Raw genomic sequence first — 22,978 nt, forward strand, 5'->3', positions numbered from 1 at the left:
GGGCACTCACTCCCAGCGGAACCAGCGGGCCGCCGCGCCGGTCAGCAGCAGGATCCAGATCGCCAGGACGCCGAGGTGGGTCCAGCCCGGCCAGTGCCCGGCCGCCGCCTGGTTCAGGGCCTGCGCGGCCGCCCCGAAGGGGGTGTACCCGACGATCCGGGCGAGGACGTCCGGCATGGCCTGCACCGGCAGCCACACGCCCGCGCAGAACATCGACGGGAAGAACACGGCGGAGCCGATCGCGCCGGCGATCTTCGTCGTGCGGGACAGGGCCGACACCACCGATCCGAGTGCGAGGGCGACCGTGACGGCCAGCAGCAGGGCGAGGGCGTAGCCGACGGACTGTTTCGGCAGACGCACGTCGAAGCCGAGCCGCCCGACGGCGAGCACGAGCAGCGCGGACGCGAGCGAGGCCGCGCCGTAGACCAGCATCTGCGCGCGGAGCAGGGCGGACGGCCGGACGGGCGTGGCGGCCAGACGGCGCAGGATGCCGCGCTCCCGGTAGCCGGTGAGGGTCTGCGGCATGGACTGCAGGCCGCCGACGATCAGCCCGAGCAGGACGGCGACCGGGACGTAGGCGTCGATGGTGCGCAGGCCGCCCAGGTCGTCGCTGGGCTGCCGGAAGGACGGGACGGAGCCGAGGATCACCAGCAGCAGGGTGGGGAACGCCAGGATCCAGAAGAGGCCGCCGGGCTCGCGGCGGAACAGGCGGACCTCGGTGCGCAGTACGGCGGTGCTCATGCCGTTGCCTCCTTCGTCAGGTCGAGGAACGCGTCGTCGAGCGTGGCGTCCAGGACGCGGAGCTGGTGGGCGGTGATGCGGTGGCGGGCGAGGAGGGTGATGACGGCGTTGACCGTCTCGTCGGTGCCGGACAGCGAGACCCGGCCGTCCTTGTGGTCGAGGGACACGAGCCCGGGGAGCGCGTTCAGCTCACGGTCGTCCAGCTCGGCGGACGGGGTGAAGCCGATGACCGTCGCCCCCGCCGAGCGGCGGATCAGGCCGCCCGGGGTGTCCAGGGCGAGCACCCGGCCCTTGTCGATCACGGCGATCCGGTCGCACAGCCGCTGGGCCTCCTCCATGAAGTGGGTGACGAGGAGGACGGTCACGCCGCTCGCGCGGACGTCCTCGATGAGTTCCCAGGTGTCCCGGCGGGCCCTCGGGTCCAGACCGGTCGTCAGTTCGTCCAGGACGACGACGCGCGGGTCGCCGATCAGGGCGAGCGCGATGAACAGGCGCTGCTGCTGGCCGCCGGAGAGCTTCCCGAACCGGGTGGCGAGCTTCGGGGCCAGTCCGAGGCGCTCGGCCAGCGGCGCCCAGTCGAGCGGGCTCGGGTAGAAGGAGGCGTACAGCTCGAGCGCCTCGCGGACGGTGAGCTTCGGCTGGAGCTCGCTCTGCTGGAGCTGGGCGCCGAGGACGCGGGCCACGCGCGCGTGGTCGGCGACGGGGTCGAGGCCGGTGACCCGGACCCGGCCCGCGTCGGGCGCGCGCAGGCCCTCGACGCAACTGACGGTGGTGGTCTTGCCGGCGCCGTTCGGGCCGAGGATCCCGAAGATCTCGCCCTCCTCGACGGTGAAGGAGACGCCGTCGACGACCGCACGGCCGTCGTAGGACTTGCGCAGGTCGGTGACTTCGATGACGGGCATGGCACCAGCGTTCCGGCCGGCCCCGGGCCCGCACATCGGCCGGCTCGCTCGAACGGGCATCCGCCGATCGGTTGACACGGCGCTACGACCGGTCGCGGCGGCCCCTGAATTCCCCTGATAAACGCAGGTCGTAGGACCAGCGCCGGATGCCGATCGGGCCAAAACCCGGTGGGCGATGTCAGTGCCGATCCGTAGGCTCGCCCTGATGCCGACGACACGTGAGAACACCGAGGACCGGTCCACGGTGCGGACGCTGCTGCGTCTGTGGCCGTACGTACGCCCCGCGCGGGCGCGGCTGTTCGCCGCCGCGTTCGTGGCGGTCCTCGCCTCCTGTACGGGTCTGGTGATCCCGCTCGTCCTGAAGTGGATGGTGGACGGGCCGATCACCGACCGGGACCGGGGCGGGGTCTGGCTGGGCGCGCTCTGCCTGCTGCTGCTCGGCTTCGCCGAGGCCCTGCTGTTCGGCGCGAGACGCTGGCTGGTGGCGCGCCCGCTGTCGCATGTCGAGGCGGAGATGCGGGCCGCGCTGTACCGGCGGCTCCAGCGGCTGCCGGTGGCGTTCCACGACCGCTGGCCCTCGGGTCAGTTGCTGTCCCGGGCGACCGCGGATCTGGGTCTGGTCCGTATGTTCCTCGCCTTCCCGCTGACGTTCCTGCTGGTCAACAGCGTGACCATCGTCGTCGGCGTGATCATCATGCTGCTCCAGGACTGGACGCTCGGCCTGGTGATCCTCGGGCCCGCGATCCCGGTCATGGTGATGTGCGTGGTCTTCGAGCACCGGTACGCGGTCGTGGCGCGGCGTGCGCAGGACCAGGTCGGCGATCTGACGACGGTCGTCGAGGAGAGCGTCCTCGGGATCCGCATCATCAAGGGCTTCGGCCGGCACCGCACCCAGGCGCAGGCCTTCCGTGAGATCTCGAAGACCCTGCGCGGCACGGAGCTGGGCAAGGCGCGCCTCCTCGCCACGATCTGGGCCGTGATCGTGACGCTGCCGGAGGTCGCGATCGGGGCCGCGCTGGTGCTGGGCGCGGTGCAGGTCGCGGACGGCGAGCTGTCGGCGGGCACGCTGGTCGCCTTCCTGTCGACGGCGCTCGCGCTGCGCTGGCCGGTGGACTCGATCGGCTTCCTGCTCGCGATGAGCCAGGAGGCGGCCACGGCCACCGAGCGCTACTTCGAGGTGATGGACGAGGAGCCCGAGAACGAGAAGCCGGTGAACGAGGAACCGGTGAACGAGGAACCGGTGAACGAGGAACCGGTGAACGAGAAGCCGGTGAACGAGGAACCGGTGATCGAGAAGCTGGAGAAGGACAGCGTTGTCGGGGCGGACTCGGCGGCCGACGCCGGGCTCCGGTTCGACGGCGTCGTCTTCCGCTACCCGGACGCCGATCCCGCCTCCCCGCCCACCCTGGCCCGCGTCGACCTGCACATCCGGCCGGGTGAGTCGATGGCCCTGGTCGGGGCCACCGGCAGCGGGAAGACGACGCTCACCGCGCTCGTCCCCCGGCTGCACGAGGTGACCTCGGGCCGGATCACCCTCGACGGCGAGGACGTCACCGCGATGTCCCGCTCCGCGCTGCGCGCGAAGGTCGCCGTCGCCTTCGAGGAGCCCACCCTGTTCTCGGCGAGCGTCGGCGAGAACGTGCTGATGGGCACCGACGCGGAAGGCGCCGGCCGAGCCGAGCTGGAGCGGGCCCTCGCCGTCGCCCAGGCCGACTTCGTGCACGCCCTGCCGCAGGGCGCCGACACCCAGGTCGGCGAGCAGGGGCTCAGTCTCTCCGGCGGCCAGCGGCAGCGCCTCGCACTGGCCAGAGCCGTGGTCGGGCGTCCCCGTTTCCTCGTCCTGGACGACCCGCTGTCCGCGCTGGACGTGCACACCGAGGCCGCCGTGGAGGCCGCGCTGCGCCGGGTCCTCGCCGACACCACCGCGCTGATCGTCGCCCACCGCCCCTCCACCGTGCTGCTCGCCGACCGGGTGGCGCTGCTGTCCGGCGGCCGGATCACCGCCGTGGGCACCCACCAGGAGCTGCTGCGCGGCAACCCCGAGTACGCCCACCTCATGTCCGGAACCGGCCGCCAGGAGGACGACCGATGACCACCACCCCCACGACCTCCTCCCCCACCGACGACCCCACCGCCGACGCCGGCGCTGACCCCACCCCCGACGGCCCGGCGGAACTGCCCGCGCCCGCCGCCGTCGAGGACCCCTTCGACAAGGACGTCCTGCCCACCCCGCCCGGCGCCACGGGCACCCTGCTGCGCTCCCTGCTCGCCCCCATGAAGGCCCGGGTCGCCCTCACCTCGGTCCTGCTGCTGCTCCAGCAGGCGGCGGTGCAGGCCGGCCCGCTGCTGGTGGCGTACGCCATCGACCGGGCCGTTCCGGCCTTCCGGGCCGACGACCACGGGCCGCTGATCGCGGTCGGCGTCGGCTATCTGCTGTGCGCGCTGGTCTCCGGGGGCCTCCAGTACGCGTTCCTGGTCGCCGCCGCCCGCGTCAACCAGGACGTGCTGCTCGATCTGCGCGGCCGGATCTTCCGGCACGCGCAGGCGCTCAGCATCGACTTCCACGAGCGCTACACCTCGGGCCGGCTCATCTCCCGCTCCACCAACGACGTGGAGGCCCTGCGCGAGCTCCTCAACGAGGGCCTCCAGGAGCTCGTGACGGTCGTGCTGTCCTTCGCGTTCATCTCCGCGATGCTGCTCTGGCTGGACCTGGGCCTGGGCGCCGTCGCGGTGGCCTCCTTCGTGCCGCTGTATCTCCTCGTCCGGGTCTACCGGCGGCGCGCCGGGCAGGTGTTCACCGCGCGGTCGACGGCGATCGCGGCCGTGATCGTGAAGTTCGTGGAGACGATGAACGGCATCCGCCCGGTGCGCGCGTTCCGCCGGGAGGCCGTCAACGACGCCGACTTCCAGGTCCTCAACCGGCGGCACGAACGCACGAACGGCGACGCGCTGCTGGAGATGGCCCGGTACGTCGTCGGATCGCGGCTGGTCGCCAACACGGCCGTCGCGGGCATCGTCCTGTGGGGCGCCTCCCGGGTGGCGGACGGCACCCTGGAGCTGGGCGTGCTCGCGGCGGCGGTGCTGTATCTGCGGCGGCTGTACGACCCGATCGACCGGCTCGCCATGTTCCTCAACTCCTACCAGTCGGCGGCCGCCTCCCTGGAGAAGATCGCGGGGCTGCTGGCCCAGACGCCGTCGGTGCCGGAGCCGACCACCGCGCGCGAACTCCCGCCGCTGGAGGGCGAGTCGCCCGGCCGCGAGGTCGTCTTCGACGAGGTCTCGTTCGGCTACCGCACGGGCGGCGAGATCCTCCCCCTCTTCGATCTCACGCTGCCCGCCGGGCAGACGGTCGCGGTCGTCGGCTCCACCGGCGCGGGCAAGTCCACGCTGGCCAAGCTGCTGGCCCGCTTCTACGACCCCTCCGCGGGCCGGGTGCTGCTGGCCGGCGTCGATCTGCGCGAGCTGCCGGTGCCCGAACTGCGGCGCGGGGTGGTCATGGTGACGCAGGAGGCGTTCCTGTTCTCCGGCACGGTCGCCGAGAACATCGCCATCGGGCGGCCGGACGCGAGCCGGGAGGAGATCGAGCGGGCGGCGAAGGCCATCGGCGCGCACGAGTTCATCAGCGCCCTGCCCGACGGCTACGACACAGACGTCCGCAAGCGCGGCGGCCGTATCTCCGCGGGCCAGCGTCAACTGGTCGCGTTCGCACGGGCGTTGCTCGCCGACCCGGCGGTGCTGATCCTCGACGAGGCGACCAGCTCCCTCGACGTCCCCGGCGAGCGGGCCGTGCAGGCGGCGATGGCGACGGTGCTGAAGGGCCGTACGGCGGTGGTGATCGCGCACCGGCTGTCGACGGTGGAGATCGCGGACCGGGTGCTCGTCATGGAGCACGGCCGGATCGTCGAGGACGGCAGTCCGGCCGAACTCATCGCGGGCACCGGCCGGTTCGCGGATCTGCACCGGGCGTGGCGGGACAGCCTCGCGTGAGGCGGGGGGACTCGGCGGTCGACGTGCAGGGGGATCCCGGCGTCCCGGACTGCCGCAACGGCTGGGCCTACCTGGCCTGGCTGGTGCGCTGCCAGCCGTGGCGGGGAGTGGCCGGGGCGGTGCTGGCCAGCGTCTGGATGGTGCTGCTGGCGGTGTCGCCGTATCTGCTGTCGAAGGCGGTGGACGAGGGGCTGGAGCCCGGTGACACGGCCGCGCTGGTCGGCTGGACGGCCGCGCTGACGGTCGTCGGGGCGGCCAACGCCTGGGTGAGCATCATGCGGCACCGCACGATGACGCGGCTGCGGATGGACGCGTACTTCCGCACGATCAAGGTGACCGTCGCGCAGGCGGTGCGGCTGGGTGACGCGCTGCCGCGCCGGACGGGAACCGGGGAGGTCGTCACCATCGGCGTGGGCGATGTGCACACCATCGCGCAGGCGCTGACGGTGATCGGGCCCGGCGTGGGCTCGGTCGTCGTATACGTGTTCGTCGCCGGGCTGCTGCTGGCCGTCTCGCCGCTGCTGGCGGCTGTCGTGCTGCTCGGGATGCCGGTGGTCGGCGTGCTCGTCGGGCCGCTGATGGCGCGGCTGCGCGGGGCGGAGGGCGAGTACCGGGAGCGGCAGGGGATGCTCACGGCGCGGATCGGGGACCTCGCGGGCGGGCTGCGGGTGCTCAACGGGCTGGGCGGGAAGAGTCTGTTCGCGGACGGCTTCCGGCGGGACTCGGGGCGGCTGCGGGAGCAGGGCTACCGGGTGGGCTCGTCCGCCAGCTGGCTCCAGTCGCTGGGGGTGGGGCTGCCGAGGCTGTTCCTCGCGGTGGTGACCTGGCTCGCGGTCCGCGAGGCCGTCCAGGGGAAGCTGACGGTGGGCGAGCTGGTGTCGGTGTACGGCTATGTCGCCGTGCTGGTGGGCCCGGTGGCGTTCCTCGTCGACATGGGCTACCAGCTGAGCCGGGGCGTCGTCGCCGCCGACCGGGTCGTCCGGCTGCTGCGGCTCGAACCCGATCCGGACACCGGGACGGCCGAGGCGCCCGCGGAGCCGTCGGCGCTGCACGATCCGGCGTCGGGCGTGCGGGTGCCGCCGGGCCGACTGACCGCGCTGGTCGGGGCGCGCCCCGCCGAGCTGACGGCCCTGGTCGACCGGCTCGGGCGACTGGGCCCGACGGACGTCTCCTGGGGCGGGGTCCGGCTCGACGCGATCCCGCTCGCCCAGGTGCGGGCCAGGATCCTGGTCGCGGACAACGAGGCCGACCTGTTCGCCGGGCCGCTGCGCGAGGTGGTGGGCGGACGTCGTGACCCCGGCCCGGCGGAGCTGCGGGCGGCGGTGCGGGCGGCCGCCGCCGACGACATCGTGCAGGGGCTCGCGGCGGGGCTCGACGCGCCCGTGACCGCGCAGGGCCGCAGTCTGTCCGGCGGCCAGCGGCAGCGGGTCCGGCTGGTCCGGGCGCTGCTCGCCGACCCGGAGGTGCTGCTGGCAGTGGAGCCGACGTCGGCGCTGGACGCGCACACGGAGGCGGCGGTGGCCGAGCGGCTGCGGGCGGCCCGGGCCGGCCGGACCACGCTCGTGACGACGACGTCCCCGCTCGTCCTCGACCACGCGGACACGGTGCTCTACCTGGTCGACGGGAAGGTCTCGGCCACCGGACGCCATCGCGAGCTGCTCGAACGGGAGCCGGGATACCGGGAGTTGGTGGCCCGGGACGCAGAGGACGCCGAAGACGCCGAAGACGCCGAAGACGCCGAAGACAGCGAAGACGCAGAGGAGGTCGTCCGGTGACGGGGGACGGAAGGCGGCTGCCCGTCGCCGGGCCCGCCGAGGTGCGCCGGGCCGCGGGCCGGCTGGTGCGCGCCGACGGACGGGCCGTGGTCGGGGTGCTGCTGCTCAACGTGCTGGCCGCCGCCTCGGGGCTGGCCGGGCCCTGGCTGCTGGGCCGGATCATCGACGAGGTGCGCGCCGGGCGCGGGATGGGAGCGGTGAACCGGCTGGCCGCGGCGATCGCCCTGTGCGCGCTCGCCCAGCTGCTCCTGATCCGCTGGGCGCGCTACGCGGGGCACCGGTTCGGGGAGCGGACGCTGGCGCGGGTGCGGGAGGAGTACGTCGACCGGGCGCTGGCGCTGCCCGCGTCGGTCGTGGAACGGGCCGGCACCGGCGATCTGACCACGCGCGGCACCGCCGACGTGGCGGCCGTCGGCACGACTTTGCGCGACGCCGGGCCGGAGCTGCTGGTCTGCACCGTGCAGGCGCTGTTCACGCTCGCCGCGGTGTTCGTGGTCGACCCGCTGCTCGGCGCGGTCGGGGTGCTGGGGCTGACCCCGATCTGGTTCGCCCTGCGCTGGTATCTGCGCCGGGCCCGCTCGGCCTATCTCGACCAGAGCGCGGCGGACTCGGAGGTCGCCGAGTCGCTGGCCTCGACCGCCGCCGGGGCCCGGACCGTCGACGCGTTCCGGCTGGCGGAGCGGCGGACGACGGCGAGCAGGGGCGCGCTGGCGACGGCCCGCCGCACCCGCTTCCACACCCTCTACCTGCGGACGATGTTCTTCCCGGTCGTCGAGATGTCGTACTCGCTGCCGGTGGCGGGCGTGCTGCTGCTCGGCGGTGTGCTGCACGGGCGGGGCATGGTGAGTCTCGGGGCGGTGGTGGCGTCGGCGCTGTATCTGCGCCAGCTCACCGAGCCGCTCGACGAGATCCTGATCCGCGTCGAGCAACTCCAGTCCAGCAGTGCCTCGTTCGCCCGGGTCGAGGGCCTGGCGCAGGCGCCGCAGGCGGTGCCCGAGGCGTCCCCCGTCCCGGCGGACGACCGGATCGACGTGACCGGCGTGCGGTACGCCTACGAGCGGGGCGGGGAGGTGCTGCGCGGGGTCGATCTGACGGTGCGGCCCGGGGAGCGGCTCGCGGTCGTCGGTCCGTCCGGCGCGGGCAAGACCACGCTGAGCAGGCTGCTGGCGGGGGTGGACGCGCCGAGCGCGGGCACGGTGACGGTGGGCGGGGTGCCGGTCGCGGACCTCGCGCCCGAGACGCTGCGCCGGCAGGTGGTGCTGGTCACCCAGGAGCATCACGTCTTCCTGGGCACGGTCCGCGACAACCTGCTGATCGCCGAACCGGCCGCGGACGACGAGGCGTTGTGGGCGGCGCTGACCGCGGTGGGCGCCGCGGACTGGGTCCGGGAGCGGCCCGGCGGCCTCGACGCCGCGCTGGGCGGGGACGGTTGCCGTACGGACGGCTCGCAGGCCCAGCAACTCGCCCTGGCCCGGGTGGTGCTGGCCGACCCGCACACGCTGATCCTGGACGAGGCGACTGCCCTGCTGGACCCGACGACGGCCCGGCACACCGAACGCGCCCTGGCGGCCGTCCTGCGGGGCCGCACGGTCATCGCCATCGCCCACCGGCTGCACACCGCCCACGACGCGGACCGGGTCGCGGTGATGGAGGACGGCCTGCTCACCGAACTGGGCACGCACGAAGCGCTGGTGACGGGGGGCGGCAGGTACGCGGCGCTGTGGCGGACCTGGCACGGGGAATAGGCCGCGGGCATTGGTCCGTATATCGAACATGAACTCCCGGACAACGGACCGTTTCCGGCCAACTTCCTGACGCGGTCCTGACAGACAGCGCAATCCACTGCCACTCTTCCCACTGCTGGTTCACAGCAACCCCACAGCTACACCTGTTCCATGCGCACGCTGTCCATGCGCACGCTGTCCATGCGCACGCTCCACGTACCGCCTTTGTTCTGCGTACCGCCTTTGTCGTGCCCGTACGGCCCACCAGCCGTCGGGCCTCCCCCTGGCCGCGTGATCCGCGGCCGCGCAGAAGGAGTCAGTGTTGAGCAGCAGTTCCTCTCACAGACGCACCCCCCACACCCCCACCCGTCGCGTCGCGGCCGTCGCCCTCGTGGGCGTCTCGGCGCTGATCGCCGCCGCCGTGCAGTCCGGCGCCGCGACCGCGGCCCCGGTGCAGGCGCCGGCGGCCGCGGGCCAGGTGCTCCCGGGCGCCGAGTCCGTCAAGCTCACCCCCGCCCAGCGCGCCGAGCTGATACGCGCGGCCGACGCCGGCAAGACGGCGACCGCCAAGGAGCTCGGCCTGGGCGCCAAGGAGAAGCTGGTCGTCCGGGACGTCCTGAAGGACGGCGACGGCACCGTCCACACCCGCTACGAGCGCACCTACGACGGGCTGCCCGTCCTCGGCGGCGACCTGGTCGTCGAGTCCACGAAGGCCGACGCGACCGAGGCCGTCGTCAAGGCCACCGGCGCGAAGATCGCGCCGGCCACCACCGCCGCCGCCGTGCCCGCCGCCAAGGCCGAGGCGCAGGCGCTGTCCGCGGCGAAGGCCGAGAACGCCAAGAGCCCGGACGTCAACCGGGCGCCGCGCAAGGTGATCTGGGCGGCTAGCGGCACCCCGACCGTGGCGTACGAGACGGTCGTCGGCGGGTTCCAGCACGACGGCACCCCGCAGGAGCTGCACGTCGTCACCGACGCCACCACGGGCGCGAAGCTCTACGAGTGGGAGGCGATCGAGACCGGCACCGGCAACACGGTGTACAGCGGCCAGGTCGCGCTGACCACCACCCAGTCCGGGTCGACGTACAACCTCACCGACGGCGCGCGCGGCGGTCACAAGACGTACAACCTCAACCGCGGCACCTCCGGCACCGGCACGCTGTTCTCCGGGCCCGACGACATCTGGGGCAACGGCGCCGCGTCGAACCTGGAGTCGGCCGGCGCCGACGCCCACTACGGCGCCCAGCTGACCTGGGACTACTACAAGAACGTGCACGGCCGTTCGGGCATCCGCGGCGACGGCGTCGGCGCGTACTCGCGCGTGCACTACGGCAGCAACTACGTCAACGCGTTCTGGTCCGACAGCTGCTTCTGCATGACGTACGGCGACGGCTCGGGCAACGCCAACCCGCTGACGTCGATCGACGTGGCCGCGCACGAGATGACCCACGGGCTCACCTCCAACACCGCGGGTCTCAACTACAGCGGCGAGTCCGGCGGTCTGAACGAGGCGACCTCCGACATCTTCGGCTCGACCGTCGAGTTCTACGCCAACAACTCCTCCGACGTCGGTGACTACCTCATCGGCGAGGAGATCAACATCAACGGGGACGGCACCCCGCTGCGCTACATGGACAAGCCGAGCAAGGACGGCTCGTCCAAGGACAGCTGGTACTCCGGCATCGGCTCGATCGACGTGCACTACTCCTCGGGCCCGGCGAACCACTTCTTCTACCTGCTGAGCGAGGGCAGCGGCACCAAGACCATCAACGGTGTCACCTACAACTCGGCCACCTCGGACGGTCTTCCGGTCACCGGCATCGGCCGCGACAAGGCGGAGAAGATCTGGTTCCGCGCGCTGACCACGAAGTTCACGTCGACGACCAACTACGCGGCCGCCCGCACCGGCACGCTGGCGGCGACGGGTGAGCTGTACGGCACGACGAGCGCCGAGTACACGGCGGTGCAGAACGCGTGGGCGGCCATCGCGGTCGGCTCGCGGCCCGGCGGCGGGGGCGGCGGCACGGTGTTCGAGAACACCGCCGACGTATCGATTCCGGACAACGGGGCGGCGGTCACGTCGTCGATCACCGTCTCCGGACGGACGGGCAACGCCCCGTCGAGCCTCCCGGTGGCGGTCGACATCACGCACACCTACATCGGTGACCTTCAGGTGCAGCTCGTCGCGCCCGACGGCACGGCGTACACGCTGAAGGCGTACAGCACCGGTGGCAGCACGGACAACATCAACACCACGTACACGGTGAACGCCTCCTCCGAAGTCGCCAACGGCGTCTGGCAGTTGCGGGTCCAGGACAACGCGGCCCAGGACACCGGCCGGATCAACGGCTGGAGCCTGACCTTCCCGTAGGCGGCACGCGCTCGCGCGGACAGTCGCACGGGGACGCCGTCCCGGAGGTTCTTCCCCTCCAGGACGGCGTCCCCTTTTTGCCAGCCCCTTACCTACGTCCTGTTGGCCTTTTACCCAGGTCAACTCCGTTTACATTCCAGCAATGTTCATCCGGACGTCTATTTTCAGCCAACATCACTTCGGGGTCCTGACATGTACGCGCCCCAATGCCAGGCTTCCCCACAACCGCCGCACAACTTCACAGCCGTCACGGACAGCAGCCCCACGCAGTCCGGACCCCCCACATCCAAGGAGCTTGTGTGACCTCCCTCTACGCGCGTCACAAGCGCACCACTCTGGCCATCGCCACCGCCGTCGCGGCCGGAGCCCTGGTCACCACCGGCCTGACCACCGGTACCGCTGCCGCCCAGACCCCCGCGGAGTCCAGCGGCAAGTCCGTCCCGCTCGGCGCGCCGATCCAGCTGTCCGCCGCCGCCCGCACCACGCTGATCGCGCAGGAGCAGGCCGACGCGCCCGAGACCGCCCAGGCGATAGGCCTCGGCGCGCAGGAGAAGCTCGTCGTCAAGGACGTCGTCAAGGACGCCGACGGCACCGTCCACACCCGCTACGAGCGCACCTACGCGGGCCTGCCGGTCCTCGGCGGCGACCTCGTCGTCCACGAGTCCGCGACCGGCGCCGCCAAGGGCGTCACCAAGGCCAACTCGGCGACCATCAAGGTGGCCACGCTCACCCCGAAGGTCGCCTCCGCCAAGGCCGAGACCCAGGCGCTGACCGCCGCCAAGGCCGCCGGCTCCGAGGCCACCACCGCCGACCAGGCCCCCCGCAAGGTCGTCTGGGCCGGCAACGGCACCCCCGTCCTCGCCTACGAGACGATCGTCGGCGGCCTCCAGGACGACGGCACCCCGAGCGAGCTGCACGTCATCACCGACGCGGCCACCGGCAAGAAGCTCTACGAGTACCAGGGCATCGAGACCGGCACCGGCAAGAGCCTCTACTCGGGCACGGTCACCCTGTCCACGACCAAGTCGGGCTCGACGTACCAGCTGACCGACGGCACCCGCGGCAGCCACAAGACGTACAACAAGTCGCACGGCACGTCCTCCTCCGCGGGCACCCTGTTCACCGACGCGGACGACACCTGGGGCACCGGCGCGGCCTCCAGCTCCACCACGGACCAGACCGCCGCCGTCGACGCCGCCTACGGCGCGCAGACCACGTGGGACTTCTACAAGTCCACGTTCGGCCGCAGCGGCATCAAGAACAACGGCGTGGCCGCCTACTCCCGCGTCCACTACGGCAACGCGTACGTCAACGCGTTCTGGGACGACAGCTGCTTCTGCATGACCTACGGCGACGGCGACGGCAACACCCACCCGCTGACCTCGCTGGACGTGGCCGGCCACGAGATGAGCCACGGCGTCACCTCCAACACCGCGGGCCTGAACTACTCGGGCGAGTCCGGCGGCCTCAACGAGGCGACCTCCGACATCTTCGGCACCGGCGTGGAGTTCTACGCGAACAACGCGTCGGACAAGGGCGACTACCTCATCGGCGAGAAGATCGACATCAACGGCGACGGCACCCCGCTGCGCTACATGGACAAGCCGAGCAAGGACGGCGGCTCGGCGGACTCCTGGTCCTCCAGCGTCGGCAGCAAGGACGTCCACTACTCGTCCGGCGTCGCGAACCACTTCTTCTACCTCCTCTCGGAGGGCAGCGGCTCCAAGACGATCAACGGCGTGACCTACAACTCGCCGACGTCCAACGGCTCCACGGTCACCGGCATCGGCCGCGACAAGGCGCTGCAGATCTGGTACAAGGCGCTGACGACGTACTTCACGTCGACGACGAACTACAAGGCGGCCCGCACCGGCACCCTGTCGGCGGCCTCCGCCCTGTACGGCGGCACCTCCAGCACCGAGTACAAGGCGGTCGCGGCGGCCTGGTCCGCCGTCAACGTCAGCTGACTCCGTTGTAGTCGAGCGTCAGGGCGGCACCCGGGACGAAGGCATTCCCGGGTGCCGCCCTACGCTTGGCTCCCATGTCTGCCAAGGCCTTCACGTACGACGACGTCGGCGCGACCCGCGACCGCCCCGGTTTCTGCCCGCCCGGCTTCCACGCCCTCCACGTGCGCACCCGCCTCGGCGAGGGCCACGACGTCTTCCGCCGCGCCGCCGAAGCCGTCCTGACCTGGGAGATGCACCGAGGGCTGGGGGTGGGCATCGACGCGAGCGCGGACCGGGCGGCCCCGGACGTCGACGTCACCGTCACCCTGGCCGGCCTCATAAAAGCCCCCTGCCGAGTGGTCTGGACGGTGGACGAACACCGACGGGCCGGCTGGGCGTACGGCACCCTCCCCGGCCACCCCGAGTGCGGCGAGGAGGCCTTCGTGGTCCACCGCACCGGCGACGGCACGGTCTGGCTGACGGTGTCCGCGTTCAGCCGCGGCGCGAAGTGGTACGCGAGGGCCGGCGGCCCGGCGACCCGCGCCATGCAGCAGGCGTATGCGCGACGGTGCGGGGTGGTGTTGCGGGGGTTGAGCGAGGGCGACAAGTCGTAGCGGGTAGCAGGTGGCGGGCTGGGCGGTCCGGTCCTCATGCGACGCGCGGCGCCCTCCGCCGCCCGCCCACCTCGAACCACAGCAGCTTCCCGCCCCCGCGGCCCAGCGGCCAGCCGCCCCACCAGTCCGCGTACTCCTGCACGAGATACAGCCCGCGCCCGCCCTCACCGTCGACCGGAGCAGGCGGGAGCCGATCGCCAGGAGGCTTGGCGAAGGGCGCGGGAATGTACGGATGCCCGTCCCGGACACCGACCCGCAACCGCCCGCCCCCCGGGGCGGTGAGCCGCAGCGAGGCGGGCCCGTCGGTGTGCCGGTAGACGTTGGCCACCATCTCGGACGTCAACAACTCGACGACGTCCAGCACTTCACCCATCCCGTGCCCGGCGAGTGCCGCCCGCACGGTCATACGTGCGACACGTGCGGCTCTGGGGTCATGCGGCAGCCGGAGGGCGTACGTCCAGGTGTCGGGCGGGGCTACGGTGACCATGACGACCTCCGGAAGGAAGCAGGGGGAGAGGAAGGGGACTTGGACGACTCGCTCACGTCCGCGCCGAGCGGTGGCGTTGCCTGGCGGTGCGCTTCCGGCTTAGGGGTGCGGGGTGTTGAGCGGGTACGTGACCACCGTAGAGCAGATGGTTAGATAGCTCTAACTAAATTGCCAGTAAACCTCCAACCTTCACTCCTGTGAGGGACCGGAGTGCCGCGTTGCGGCCAAGAAGGAGACTCCGTGCCGCCCACCAACAGCCCCACGCTCCGCCAGCGGAGGCTGGGCGCGGAGCTGCGCAAACTCCGTGAGCGTGCCGGGCTCACGACCACCGGAGCCGCCCAACTGCTCGGCGTCAACCAAGCACGCATCAGCATGATCGAGACGGGGCGCACGCCAGTGAGCGCCGACCGCATCCGCTCCATGGCCCACGCCTACGACTGCTCCGACGAGCGGCTCATCGACTCGCTGGCTGCCATGACCGGCCGACGCACTCGCGGCTGGTGGGAGGAGTACCGCGAACACGTACCCGTGGCACTCGTCGACCTGGCCGAACTGGAGCACCACGCCACGGCACTCCGCGTGGCACTCCTCCTTCATATCCCGGCACTGCTCCAGACCACCGACCACGCCCGAGCCCTGTTCCAGGCCGTGGTCCCGCCCATGCAGCAGTACGAGATCGAACATCGCCTGACCCACCGCATGAAGCGACAGGGTGTCCTGCACAAGGAAAACCCGCCCCCGTACACGGCGGTCATTCACGAGGCGGCACTACGCATGGGCTTCGGCGGCCCGGTCGTCACACGCGGTCAGCTGAAACACCTGCTCGACATGACGGAACTACCTCACGTCACCGTCCGAGTCATCCCCTTCGACACAGACGACTTCCCGACCACGGGCCAGTCCTTCGACTTCGTGGAAGGCCCGCTCCCCCAACTCGACACGGTGCAGTTGGACTCGCACCACGGCGCATGCGAATTCCTCGACGCTGAGGCCCAGTTGGACAAGTATCGAGCCGTACTGGACCGCATGGAGTCCTGCGCCTTGGACGCCACCGCGTCACGCGACTTCATCCACCACCGCATACAGGATCTGTGAAAGGACCAACCATGCAGCCCCTCCACTGGCAGAAGTCGTCCTACAGCGGCGACGGTTCGAACTGCGTCAACATCGCCGCCGGCCCCACGGGCACGCTCCACCTCCGGGAGAGCGACGAGCCGGGGGTCATACTGACGACGACCCCGGCCCGCTTGCATGCTCTGATACGCGGCCTCAAAGAAGTTCAGGTGCGGGACACCACGCCGCAGGCCTGACTTTCTGCGGCGGCGCCCGCGACCAGCGCCGACACGGAAGCCGAGGACGTGGAAGCCACAAACCTCCTGTACCGCGATCCGGCCCTCTACGACGTGGTCCAGTCCGACAGCACGAGCGCCGAAATGTGCCAGACCCTGATCGAGCTGCACCGGCCGGACGCCCGGACCCTGATCGACTTCGGATGCGGTACCGGCCGAGATCTGGAGATCCTGGCCGAGCGCTACGAGTGCATCGGCGTGGACCTCCAGCCCGCCATGGTCGACTACGCCCACCGGGCCCGGCCGGAGCTGGACATCCGCACCGGGGACATGCGCACCGTGCGACTCGGCAAGCGCATGGACGTGGTGACCTGCATAGGCAACAGCCTCGCCTACGTGCACGACAACGAGGCGATCAGCCAGGTCTTCGCCACCTTCGCCGCCCACGCCCGGCCAGGAGCGCTGCTCGTCCTGTGCTCCCCCGTCGCCCCGATCACCCGGACCGAACAGACCACCGCCACGGTGGACACCCCGAGAGGCCCCGCCACCGTCGCCATCCGCCACACGTGGGACCTGCGGACCCAGATCAACACCATGCATCGACACTGGGCGCTCCCCTCGGGCGGCGAGGCGCAAGACGAGATTCGCAGACGCGTCCTGTTCCCGCGCGAACTGGAACGCTACGCGGAGGCCGCCGGCTTCGAGGTCCTGGACATGCTCGACAGCACAGGGACAGGGACGGGGCTTACCGCAGGGCCCCGGCGTGTGCCCGGCTCGCCCCGGGTTGGAGTGGTTGATCGCAGCAGCGGGCCCCGGAAGCAGGTGAACACGGCACCTGGGGATCATGGAGTTCTCTACGCTTCAAGATCCACGAAGGTGCCGTGTTCGTCCCTCCATCATCTCCTGTCGCTGCGCCCGCACCTCACGCACCCTGTCTGGAGGCCCTCGGTGAGGCTGCCGCGCGGGTTCAAGTCCGTTGCCTGGTCGCCGAGTTCGAGTCGGTCACCGACCCGCGAGGGGCTTGCGGGGTGCGTTGCCGGCTCTCCTCGCTGCTGGCCGTGACTTGATCCGCAGCGCACTCAAGCTCGCCGGGTACGTCAACACCGCCGCCGGACGCCGAGCCCACACCGACCGCCCCCGCGTCCTCACCCTCTACGGCATCACATGATCAAACCGGACGAGACAGGCAAACGCCGGGGCCCTGGTGACGGCCCTGTCTTCACACGCCTTCTGCTCCCCCGGGCGCAGGGACCGCCTGCACGTGTGGCCAGCCCTGGCGATTCAAGGGGCACCGAAGCGCTCAGGTCACGACCTCGCTGCCCCTGCGAGCGAGCGGGCCCACCCATCGGGACAGGAACTTTGCAGAGGGTACGGGCCAGCTGCTCCAGGTCCGGGGGATGGGAGAAGCTGAGACAGCAGGCATGTCTTCGATTGTGGTCATGCGGACTCGACACCTACATGATCACCGAAGCCGTGCCTGCATCGGCATCTGGGCTGACACGAACGTGATATGACAGCCCATCACCGGGCGATCCAACTCAACCCGCGCCCTCGCACAGTCCCTGAGGCCGCCCCGGCAGCAATCGCCGCGAGTTGGATGACAACCGTCGCAGGTAGCCATCTGATTCGTCATTTACCAAACCGCGCCTGCGTTACGAGCGCGCTGTTCTGGCGATTCGCGAGTCAGAAAAGCTCTAGACAGAACCAGTCCAGTCCATCCGAGTCGAGCTGGGGGTTTGCAAGGAAATCAGCTCCTTCAAACCCCCCTCCCCGACACGCAGCCAAACCCGGGCATAAAATTGCTGTACGTCTCTAGGTCGTGGCCACCTGAAATTGGTGTCACTCCATCTTCAGATATCCGCCCTTGAAGCCACTGTAGTCCGCCCAAACGCGATGACGCCCAGTCTCCTCAATGCCCGTCCACCACTCAAATGTCCATGTTGTCTCGGAGTGCGCATTGTCTCCAGGCTCCGCCGAGATCCATTCATCGACCGGAGTGTGGGTCAGGTCGGTACCCGCTATGTAATTTTTGTGCCATGCGGTTCCGGGGAGAACCTTAATGGTGTTCGTCCCGCGGACCCGATATGAAGTCTTGACCGTGACCTTGGTGGCCTCAAGGCCGAAATACTTAACCTTCACCCAGTGCGTAGCCCACATGTCCCTGGCCTGTGCGACCGCGGGGCTGGAGTCGCCGCTACTGGCGCTGGGGGCGCCGCCGCCACTGGCGCTGGAGTCACTGCCGCTACTGACGACGACATCGCCGCTTGCCATCACGGTGCGGGCCGGGCCTTCCCCCTCGACCGCCTTGGCGAATACGTCGAAGTACCTCCGGTCATTGATGTACTCGAGATACTTTTTCTGCTTGTCAGCAGAGAGCGCCTGGAATTTCTTAGAGAATTCAACAGCATCGACGTCTCCGGCATCCGCCTTAGCCTTGAGCCAGCCGACATACGCCTCCGGCGTCGCACTGGCGGCCGGGATGACAATAGCGGCTGCTGGCCTAACGTCAGCTGTTGCGGTACCCGGAAATCCCGCCAAGACAGCGGCGCCGACAGCCACCGTCAGCAGCCCGACCATTCCTCTTCGGTAAGAAGGCATCTCGTTCCCCCACCTTGATTCTGTTGCACTTCTGGTCTGCGACGCGCATTTCATGCAATCCCCAGCAGCGCCGCGAGACAGAATCTTTCACGCGTGGTGTCCGCTCGCAAGCAAGACACTGGTTTATTGAGTTTCATTTGAGGTTCGAGAACACGCATCTCGCCGACAGGGGGCCCGGCTCCCAGGGCCCCGGCGTGTGCCCGGCTCGCCCCGGGTTGGAGTGGTTGATCGCAGCAGCGGGCCCCGGAAGCAGGTGAACACGGCACCTGGGGATCATGGAGTTCTCTACGCTTCAAGATCACGGCGACGGCGTCACGCTCGCCTCGCGCGAGATCGGCGCGAAGACCAACGAGATCCCCGAGTTCGCACCCCTGCTCGACCAGATCGAGGACACGGATCTCGCCGGGACCGTCGTCACCGCCGATGCCCTCCACGCCCAGCGTGACCACGCCACCTATCTGCACGAACGCGGCGCCCACTGCCTGCTGACCATCAAGAACAACCAGCGGGGCCAGGCCCGTCAGCTCCATGCCCTGCCATGGAAGGACATCCCCGTGATCCACCGCGACGACGCGCGAGGACACGGCCGCCACGAGCAACGGAAAGTCCAGGTCGGACTTGTCTTCTCCGAAGACAACATCTCGGACCCAGTGGACGGTGTTTTCCACCGTCCAGTGCCCGCGAGCCCAAAGACGCGATCTCGGCCGCGTTCGCCTCTTCGGCGGTCAGGTCGGTGATGGCGTAGACGGTCTCGCCGGACCACTTCCTCGCGCCGTAGAGACGGCGACGGCGCTGGATCCAGCGCACTCAAGCTCGCCGGGTACGTCAACACCGCCGCCGAACGCCGAGCCCACACCGACCGCCCCCGCGTCCTCACCCTCTACGGCATCACATGATCAAACCGGACGAGACAGGCAAACGCCGGGGCCCTGGGAGCTGCCGAACAATAACTCCTAGATCTTGGTGAGGATTACGGGGGTGTGAGGTCGTGCCCGGCGATCTCGGCGAGCTGTTGTGCCGTGGTCACGGTGAGGGCGCCGACCGGGACCGTGTACCCGAGCGCGGTGAGCACGGGTGTGGCCTCCCGGAGGGTCGCGCCGATCCGGTTCTTGGCCAGGCCGGTTGCCTCGGCGAGTGGCGTCTGGGCCATGGACCAGCGCTTCGTGAGGAGGAAGACGACAAGCTGGTCAGCGACGGAGAGTCGTCTGCTGCCGGCGCCGGGGCCGCCGCCGGGGCGTTTGCCGGGCAGGAAGATCGGCGGGTGCTCGGCACACCAGAGTTGGTAACGGGCGGCGAGAACGTCGAAGGCGGCGGGTTCGAGTCCGGTGAGGCTGGGGTGCCGCAGCCACATGGGGAGCTTGTCGCCGGTGGGAAAGCGTCCGAACTCGACGCTGGGTGGGGACAATTCAGGAGCGAGCGGTTCAGGGCGCAGGGTGTAGTTCCACGTGCCGTGCCACTCGTGCGGCGTCAGGGGCAGGCGTTCCATGACGGTGTCGGGGACGGTGACGCCGGTGGGGTAGGCGCCGGCTGCTGGTGCTCATCGAGATGCTTCAGCAACAGCCCGAACGCATCCACCAGCTCTGCCTTCGTTCCCTCCGACACCCCCGCATCCTACGACCCAACAGCCCACAAAAACCGAAGAGTTATTGATCGGCAGGTCCCTGGCCGAACATGCCTGCAAAGGGATCCGGCTCCCCGGTCCACGGGTCGAGGCCGGAAGCACTGAGTCGCTGTTCCTCGTCGTGGTGCAGAAAGCGCGGCGACGCGTTACCCCAGAGCGTGAGACCCCCGAGGGGGCACTCATCGAACTCCGCGCCCAGAACACGGCACAAAAACTCGACCAAACCGCACGGGTAGTCACGCCAAGTCGCGTCGTCCTGGTTCCAGACCGCGACCGGCCAAGCATCCGGATCATCCCCCGTGACATGCCAGCACAGGATGTCCGCGCTGGAGTCAAGACCCCAGGCGATCACCCGATCACGGTCGGCCTCTCCCGGAGCCTTGGCTCTCCAGAGCTCCAGGGCGTTGAGGGTCTCCTCCTCCATCCCCTGGAAGGTAGGCTCTGCCCCTTCCTCGGCCCTGGACTCCGGCGGAATGAGAACCAGGTAGTCACTGATGGCCCCCGCTCCATAGCGGGCGATGAACTCCTTGTAGTCGCCAGGGAAACGTGTTCCCCAGCTCCGTTCCAGCGAGTCCCAGTCGACGGCGTCCCCGGCACCCGGGTGAGGCGGCATCAGCCGGCTGAGAAGGTCGATACACTGCGTCATTTGGTGGCTCCGGAGGCTTCAGGGCGTCGAACCGGTGGGAACAGCCCTGCCGTTGTGACCGTCCGTGAGGTACCAAGGTTCTTCCAGTTCGGTCGCCGGGGGGAGTCGCGGAATTTGAAGCATCGCCTAGGGATACCCCCAAGAGATATTCGGTCACCTGCTTCTGCGTCAACTGACCGACTAGCTGGTAAATCTCCATGCCGAAGGAGGCAGCGACAAATTTCCGAAGAGCATCCCAGAGGCAGATCAAGGCAGCCACATCACATCCCGCGGGGCGGCCCATATCGGGTTTCCGGGCGCTCGTCGGGGGTCATAGGAAGGTCTTGGAGGGTCACAGGTCCTGGATAGAAAGCGCTACTGTTTGGACCTGCCACGTCCTCGCCGATAAGCCACCGATACAACCATTCGCTGAACGTCATAGAATATTCGAAGAATTCTCCTTCGCTTTCAACGAAAAGAACTCCCCCTTCAAATCCTCCCCGGGGCGCGTAGAAAATCGTCTCCCTGCGATCGGTACTGGCGATTGGGATCAATCCATCTGGAGCCCCGAAGGCAAACTCCGAAACACCCAGTGAAATACGTGGATCCCCTTCAGCCTCCACATCGTCCCAATCGATCTGCGACCAGGCCTCGGACGTGTCACGAATCCACTCACCCAGGTTCCAGCGTCCATTCGCCGGGTGACTCAAATATAGATGACCGTTGATTTTAGCGGGAGCATAGGCGTCCAGAATCTCCTGGTAGTCCCCTGGAAGGATTACACCGAGCTCGTCGCGAAGGTCACGCCATGCCGCAGGGTTCCGATGCCGTCTTGGCGGCTCACCAAGCATGTCAAACACGCGCGCAACATAACTGTCCCCCATCACTGATCACACCCTCGGACAAGCGGAGCTACCTCGAGTGGTACCGTCCGTGGACGATCGCGTGATCACACAGCGCTTCAAAGGCGTGACCTTTACAGGAGTTCGCGAACGCATGCCAATCGATCGTGTCACCATCTGATTGCGGCACCCTAGGCAACCCTCACGGACGAGGGGCCGCGCCACGAACTCGGGTCCTCATCCTCCTGAACCCGGCACCCCTGTCGCGACCGGATCGCCGGGCTGCCATCCCGCCGAAGTCCACTCCGGAGTGGGGGACGGACGAGGCGGCGCCGGCGGAGGATTCGAGCCGCGGTTGGGATTCTGGGGAACGGAACCTGACCCGCCTGCCTCACCCCCAGCCACACCGGAACCGCTCGCCTTGCCAGAGCCACTGCCCACGTGCGCCGACGAACCCTTCGTCGCCCGCGGAGTCGACATCTTCGATGGTGACGTCTGCGGCGGTGAGGACGTGGGCGATGCGGTTGCCGAGCGAATCGCAGCAGGGCTCGACGACGCCACACCGCCCGACGCACTCGCCGACGCGGACACAGAGTTCCCAGGCGATTGTTCCCTTGCTGCCGGTTCGTCAGCACTGGTACCACCGGCAGCTGAGCATCCCAACAGGCACAGCCCAGCCAGGCTTACAGCAGCCCACGGCACCGCCGCCCGAGGAATCCGGCGTCTCTGCATCTGGGATCTCTCTTCGCTCACTTGCGTCGTTCCACTCACTCGCTGCTCTGACTCGGACGTCTGGTCAAGTTGGGGACCTGTCTACAACTGCCGTTCCACTCAGCCGTGCTCAATCACCGAACATGCCGGCATACGGATCGGGTTCGCCGGTCCACGGAGAGATTCCGGCCTTTCGGAGTCGCTGCTCCTCCTCCTTGTGCAGGAATCGGGCGGAACCGATCCCCCAGAGCGACACATCACCCAGCGGACACTCGTCGAATTCTGCACGGAACAAGCGGCACACGAATTCCACCATTCCGCACGCGTACTCGGTCCATCGCGCGTCGCCCCGGCTCCACACCACTACGGGCCACTTGTCAGGTTGGGTGTCAGTGGCCAACCAGCACAGGATGTCAGCGCTGGAATCCACTCCCCAGGCAATGAGATGCGGAGTCTCCGCTACTCCTGGATTGGCAGCCCGCCACACATCCTCAGCATTCTCTGATTCATGTTGCATGCCCAAATAGGAGGACTCGCCGCCGGGGCCAACGTGGGTCTCAGGTACCATCAACGCCAAGTAGTCATCGATGGCACCTTCGCCGTACTCGGCTATAAACTCTTTGTAGTCGCTGGGGAAGCGTGTGCCCCAACTGGCCTCGATGGCATCCCAATCCACGGTGTCACCGGCTCCCGGATGGGAGGGCATGATGCGCCTCATTTCTTCGAACCAGGGCACGAATCCATCACC

The 22,978-nt window shown here is 69.3% G+C and carries 17 protein-coding genes and 6 pseudogenes; 13 read left to right on the forward strand and 10 right to left on the reverse strand.

Translation table 11 applies throughout. The features are described from left to right. Positions 1-6: 6 nt before the first annotated feature. Together AB0J04_RS22640 and AB0J04_RS22645 are read right to left on the reverse strand one after the other, a co-directional pair. Positions 7-741, reverse strand: a complete 735-nt coding sequence (locus tag AB0J04_RS22640; RefSeq protein ID WP_363170348.1) for an ABC transporter permease — start codon at positions 739-741, stop codon at positions 7-9. Next, on the reverse strand, positions 738-1,643 hold the full coding sequence (locus AB0J04_RS22645; RefSeq protein ID WP_363170349.1) for an ABC transporter ATP-binding protein: 906 nt from the start codon (positions 1,641-1,643) through the stop codon (positions 738-740). Before AB0J04_RS22645 ends, AB0J04_RS22640 begins: the two co-directional genes overlap by 4 nt. Positions 1,644-1,848: 205 nt before the next feature. On the opposite strand from AB0J04_RS22645, the pseudogene AB0J04_RS22650 reads away from it, so the two are divergent. Further along, a pseudogene (locus tag AB0J04_RS22650) lies at positions 1,849-2,694 on the forward strand (ABC transporter ATP-binding protein); the annotation flags it as partial. 116 nt (positions 2,695-2,810) lie between these two features. Here the strand turns inward: AB0J04_RS22650 and AB0J04_RS22655 are convergent. Beyond that, the gene (locus tag AB0J04_RS22655; RefSeq protein ID WP_363170372.1) at positions 2,811-2,954 is read right to left on the reverse strand and encodes a pentapeptide repeat-containing protein; all 144 of its coding nucleotides are present in this window, start codon (positions 2,952-2,954) and stop codon (positions 2,811-2,813) included. Here AB0J04_RS22655 and AB0J04_RS22660 point away from each other — a divergent pair. The 7 genes from AB0J04_RS22660 to AB0J04_RS22690 all read left to right on the forward strand — a co-directional run bounded on the left by AB0J04_RS22660 (position 2,929) and on the right by AB0J04_RS22690 (position 14,057). After that, positions 2,929-3,735, forward strand: a complete 807-nt coding sequence (locus tag AB0J04_RS22660; protein WP_363170373.1) for an ABC transporter ATP-binding protein — start codon at positions 2,929-2,931, stop codon at positions 3,733-3,735. The two genes, AB0J04_RS22655 and AB0J04_RS22660, sit on opposite strands and share 26 nt — an antisense overlap. Further along, positions 3,732-5,630 (forward strand): ABC transporter ATP-binding protein, encoded by a 1,899-nt coding sequence (locus AB0J04_RS22665; protein WP_363170350.1) that lies wholly within the window; start codon positions 3,732-3,734, stop codon positions 5,628-5,630. The genes AB0J04_RS22660 and AB0J04_RS22665 overlap by 4 nt, the downstream gene beginning before the upstream one ends. Next, entirely contained in the window at positions 5,627-7,405 is a 1,779-nt protein-coding gene (locus tag AB0J04_RS22670) for an ABC transporter ATP-binding protein (protein ID WP_363170351.1), read from the forward strand. Before AB0J04_RS22665 ends, AB0J04_RS22670 begins: the two co-directional genes overlap by 4 nt. Further along, positions 7,402-9,150: an ABC transporter ATP-binding protein gene (locus AB0J04_RS22675; RefSeq protein ID WP_363170352.1), complete on the forward strand. Its 1,749-nt coding sequence runs from the start codon at positions 7,402-7,404 to the stop codon at positions 9,148-9,150. The genes AB0J04_RS22670 and AB0J04_RS22675 overlap by 4 nt, the downstream gene beginning before the upstream one ends. A 301-nt stretch (positions 9,151-9,451) precedes the next feature. Beyond that, positions 9,452-11,497 carry a M4 family metallopeptidase gene (locus AB0J04_RS22680; protein ID WP_363170353.1) on the forward strand — a complete coding sequence of 682 codons (2,046 nt, stop codon included), beginning with the start codon at positions 9,452-9,454 and terminating at the stop codon, positions 11,495-11,497. Between the two features lie 299 nt (positions 11,498-11,796). Next, complete coding sequence (locus tag AB0J04_RS22685; protein ID WP_363170354.1) at positions 11,797-13,464, forward strand: M4 family metallopeptidase; 1,668 nt, start codon at positions 11,797-11,799, stop codon at positions 13,462-13,464. Between the two features lie 74 nt (positions 13,465-13,538). Continuing rightward, on the forward strand, positions 13,539-14,057 hold the full coding sequence (locus tag AB0J04_RS22690; RefSeq protein ID WP_363170355.1) for a DUF1990 domain-containing protein: 519 nt from the start codon (positions 13,539-13,541) through the stop codon (positions 14,055-14,057). Between the two features lie 34 nt (positions 14,058-14,091). Here the strand turns inward: AB0J04_RS22690 and AB0J04_RS22695 are convergent, their stop codons facing one another. Beyond that, complete coding sequence (locus AB0J04_RS22695) at positions 14,092-14,544, reverse strand: ATP-binding protein (RefSeq protein ID WP_363170356.1); 453 nt, start codon at positions 14,542-14,544, stop codon at positions 14,092-14,094. Between the two features lie 240 nt (positions 14,545-14,784). On the opposite strand from AB0J04_RS22695, the gene AB0J04_RS22700 reads away from it, so the two are divergent. From AB0J04_RS22700 to AB0J04_RS22715, 4 genes and pseudogenes are all read left to right on the forward strand, one after another. After that, positions 14,785-15,639, forward strand: a complete 855-nt coding sequence (locus AB0J04_RS22700) for a helix-turn-helix transcriptional regulator (protein WP_363170357.1) — start codon at positions 14,785-14,787, stop codon at positions 15,637-15,639. Positions 15,640-15,650: 11 nt separating this feature from the next. Continuing rightward, the gene (locus AB0J04_RS22705) at positions 15,651-15,854 is read left to right on the forward strand and encodes a DUF397 domain-containing protein (protein WP_363170358.1); all 204 of its coding nucleotides are present in this window, start codon (positions 15,651-15,653) and stop codon (positions 15,852-15,854) included. A 48-nt stretch (positions 15,855-15,902) separates the two neighbouring features. Beyond that, positions 15,903-16,565, forward strand: a pseudogene (locus AB0J04_RS22710) (class I SAM-dependent methyltransferase); the annotation flags it as partial. 149 nt (positions 16,566-16,714) lie between these two features. Beyond that, positions 16,715-16,944: pseudogene (locus tag AB0J04_RS22715) on the forward strand (ISAs1 family transposase); the annotation flags it as partial. Positions 16,945-17,672: 728 nt separating this feature from the next. On the opposite strand, the gene AB0J04_RS22720 reads toward AB0J04_RS22715, so the two are convergent. After that, on the reverse strand, positions 17,673-18,410 hold the full coding sequence (locus AB0J04_RS22720; RefSeq protein ID WP_363170359.1) for a hypothetical protein: 738 nt from the start codon (positions 18,408-18,410) through the stop codon (positions 17,673-17,675). A 311-nt stretch (positions 18,411-18,721) separates the two neighbouring features. Between AB0J04_RS22720 and AB0J04_RS22725 the strand changes: the two are divergent. Next, positions 18,722-19,057: pseudogene (locus tag AB0J04_RS22725) on the forward strand (transposase); the annotation flags it as partial. Here the strand turns inward: AB0J04_RS22725 and AB0J04_RS22730 are convergent. The 5 genes and pseudogenes from AB0J04_RS22730 to AB0J04_RS22750 form a co-directional block, all read right to left on the reverse strand. Then, a pseudogene (locus tag AB0J04_RS22730) lies at positions 19,013-19,229 on the reverse strand (transposase); the annotation flags it as partial. The pseudogenes AB0J04_RS22725 and AB0J04_RS22730 overlap by 45 nt on opposite strands. 172 nt (positions 19,230-19,401) lie before the next feature. Then, a pseudogene (locus AB0J04_RS22735) lies at positions 19,402-19,950 on the reverse strand (ISAzo13 family transposase); the annotation flags it as partial. A 124-nt stretch (positions 19,951-20,074) separates the two neighbouring features. Beyond that, positions 20,075-20,698 carry an SMI1/KNR4 family protein gene (locus AB0J04_RS22740; RefSeq protein ID WP_363170360.1) on the reverse strand — a complete coding sequence of 208 codons (624 nt, stop codon included), beginning with the start codon at positions 20,696-20,698 and terminating at the stop codon, positions 20,075-20,077. 260 nt (positions 20,699-20,958) lie between these two features. Further along, a complete protein-coding gene (locus tag AB0J04_RS22745; protein ID WP_363170374.1) occupies positions 20,959-21,528 on the reverse strand; it encodes an SMI1/KNR4 family protein in 570 nt (189 codons plus the stop codon). 832 nt (positions 21,529-22,360) lie between these two features. After that, positions 22,361-22,966 carry an SMI1/KNR4 family protein gene (locus tag AB0J04_RS22750; protein WP_363170361.1) on the reverse strand — a complete coding sequence of 202 codons (606 nt, stop codon included), beginning with the start codon at positions 22,964-22,966 and terminating at the stop codon, positions 22,361-22,363. Positions 22,967-22,978: the final 12 nt, after the last annotated feature.

This window comes from Streptomyces sp. NPDC050263 (assembly GCF_040655955.1).
In the GTDB taxonomy this organism is placed as follows: domain Bacteria; phylum Actinomycetota; class Actinomycetes; order Streptomycetales; family Streptomycetaceae; genus Streptomyces.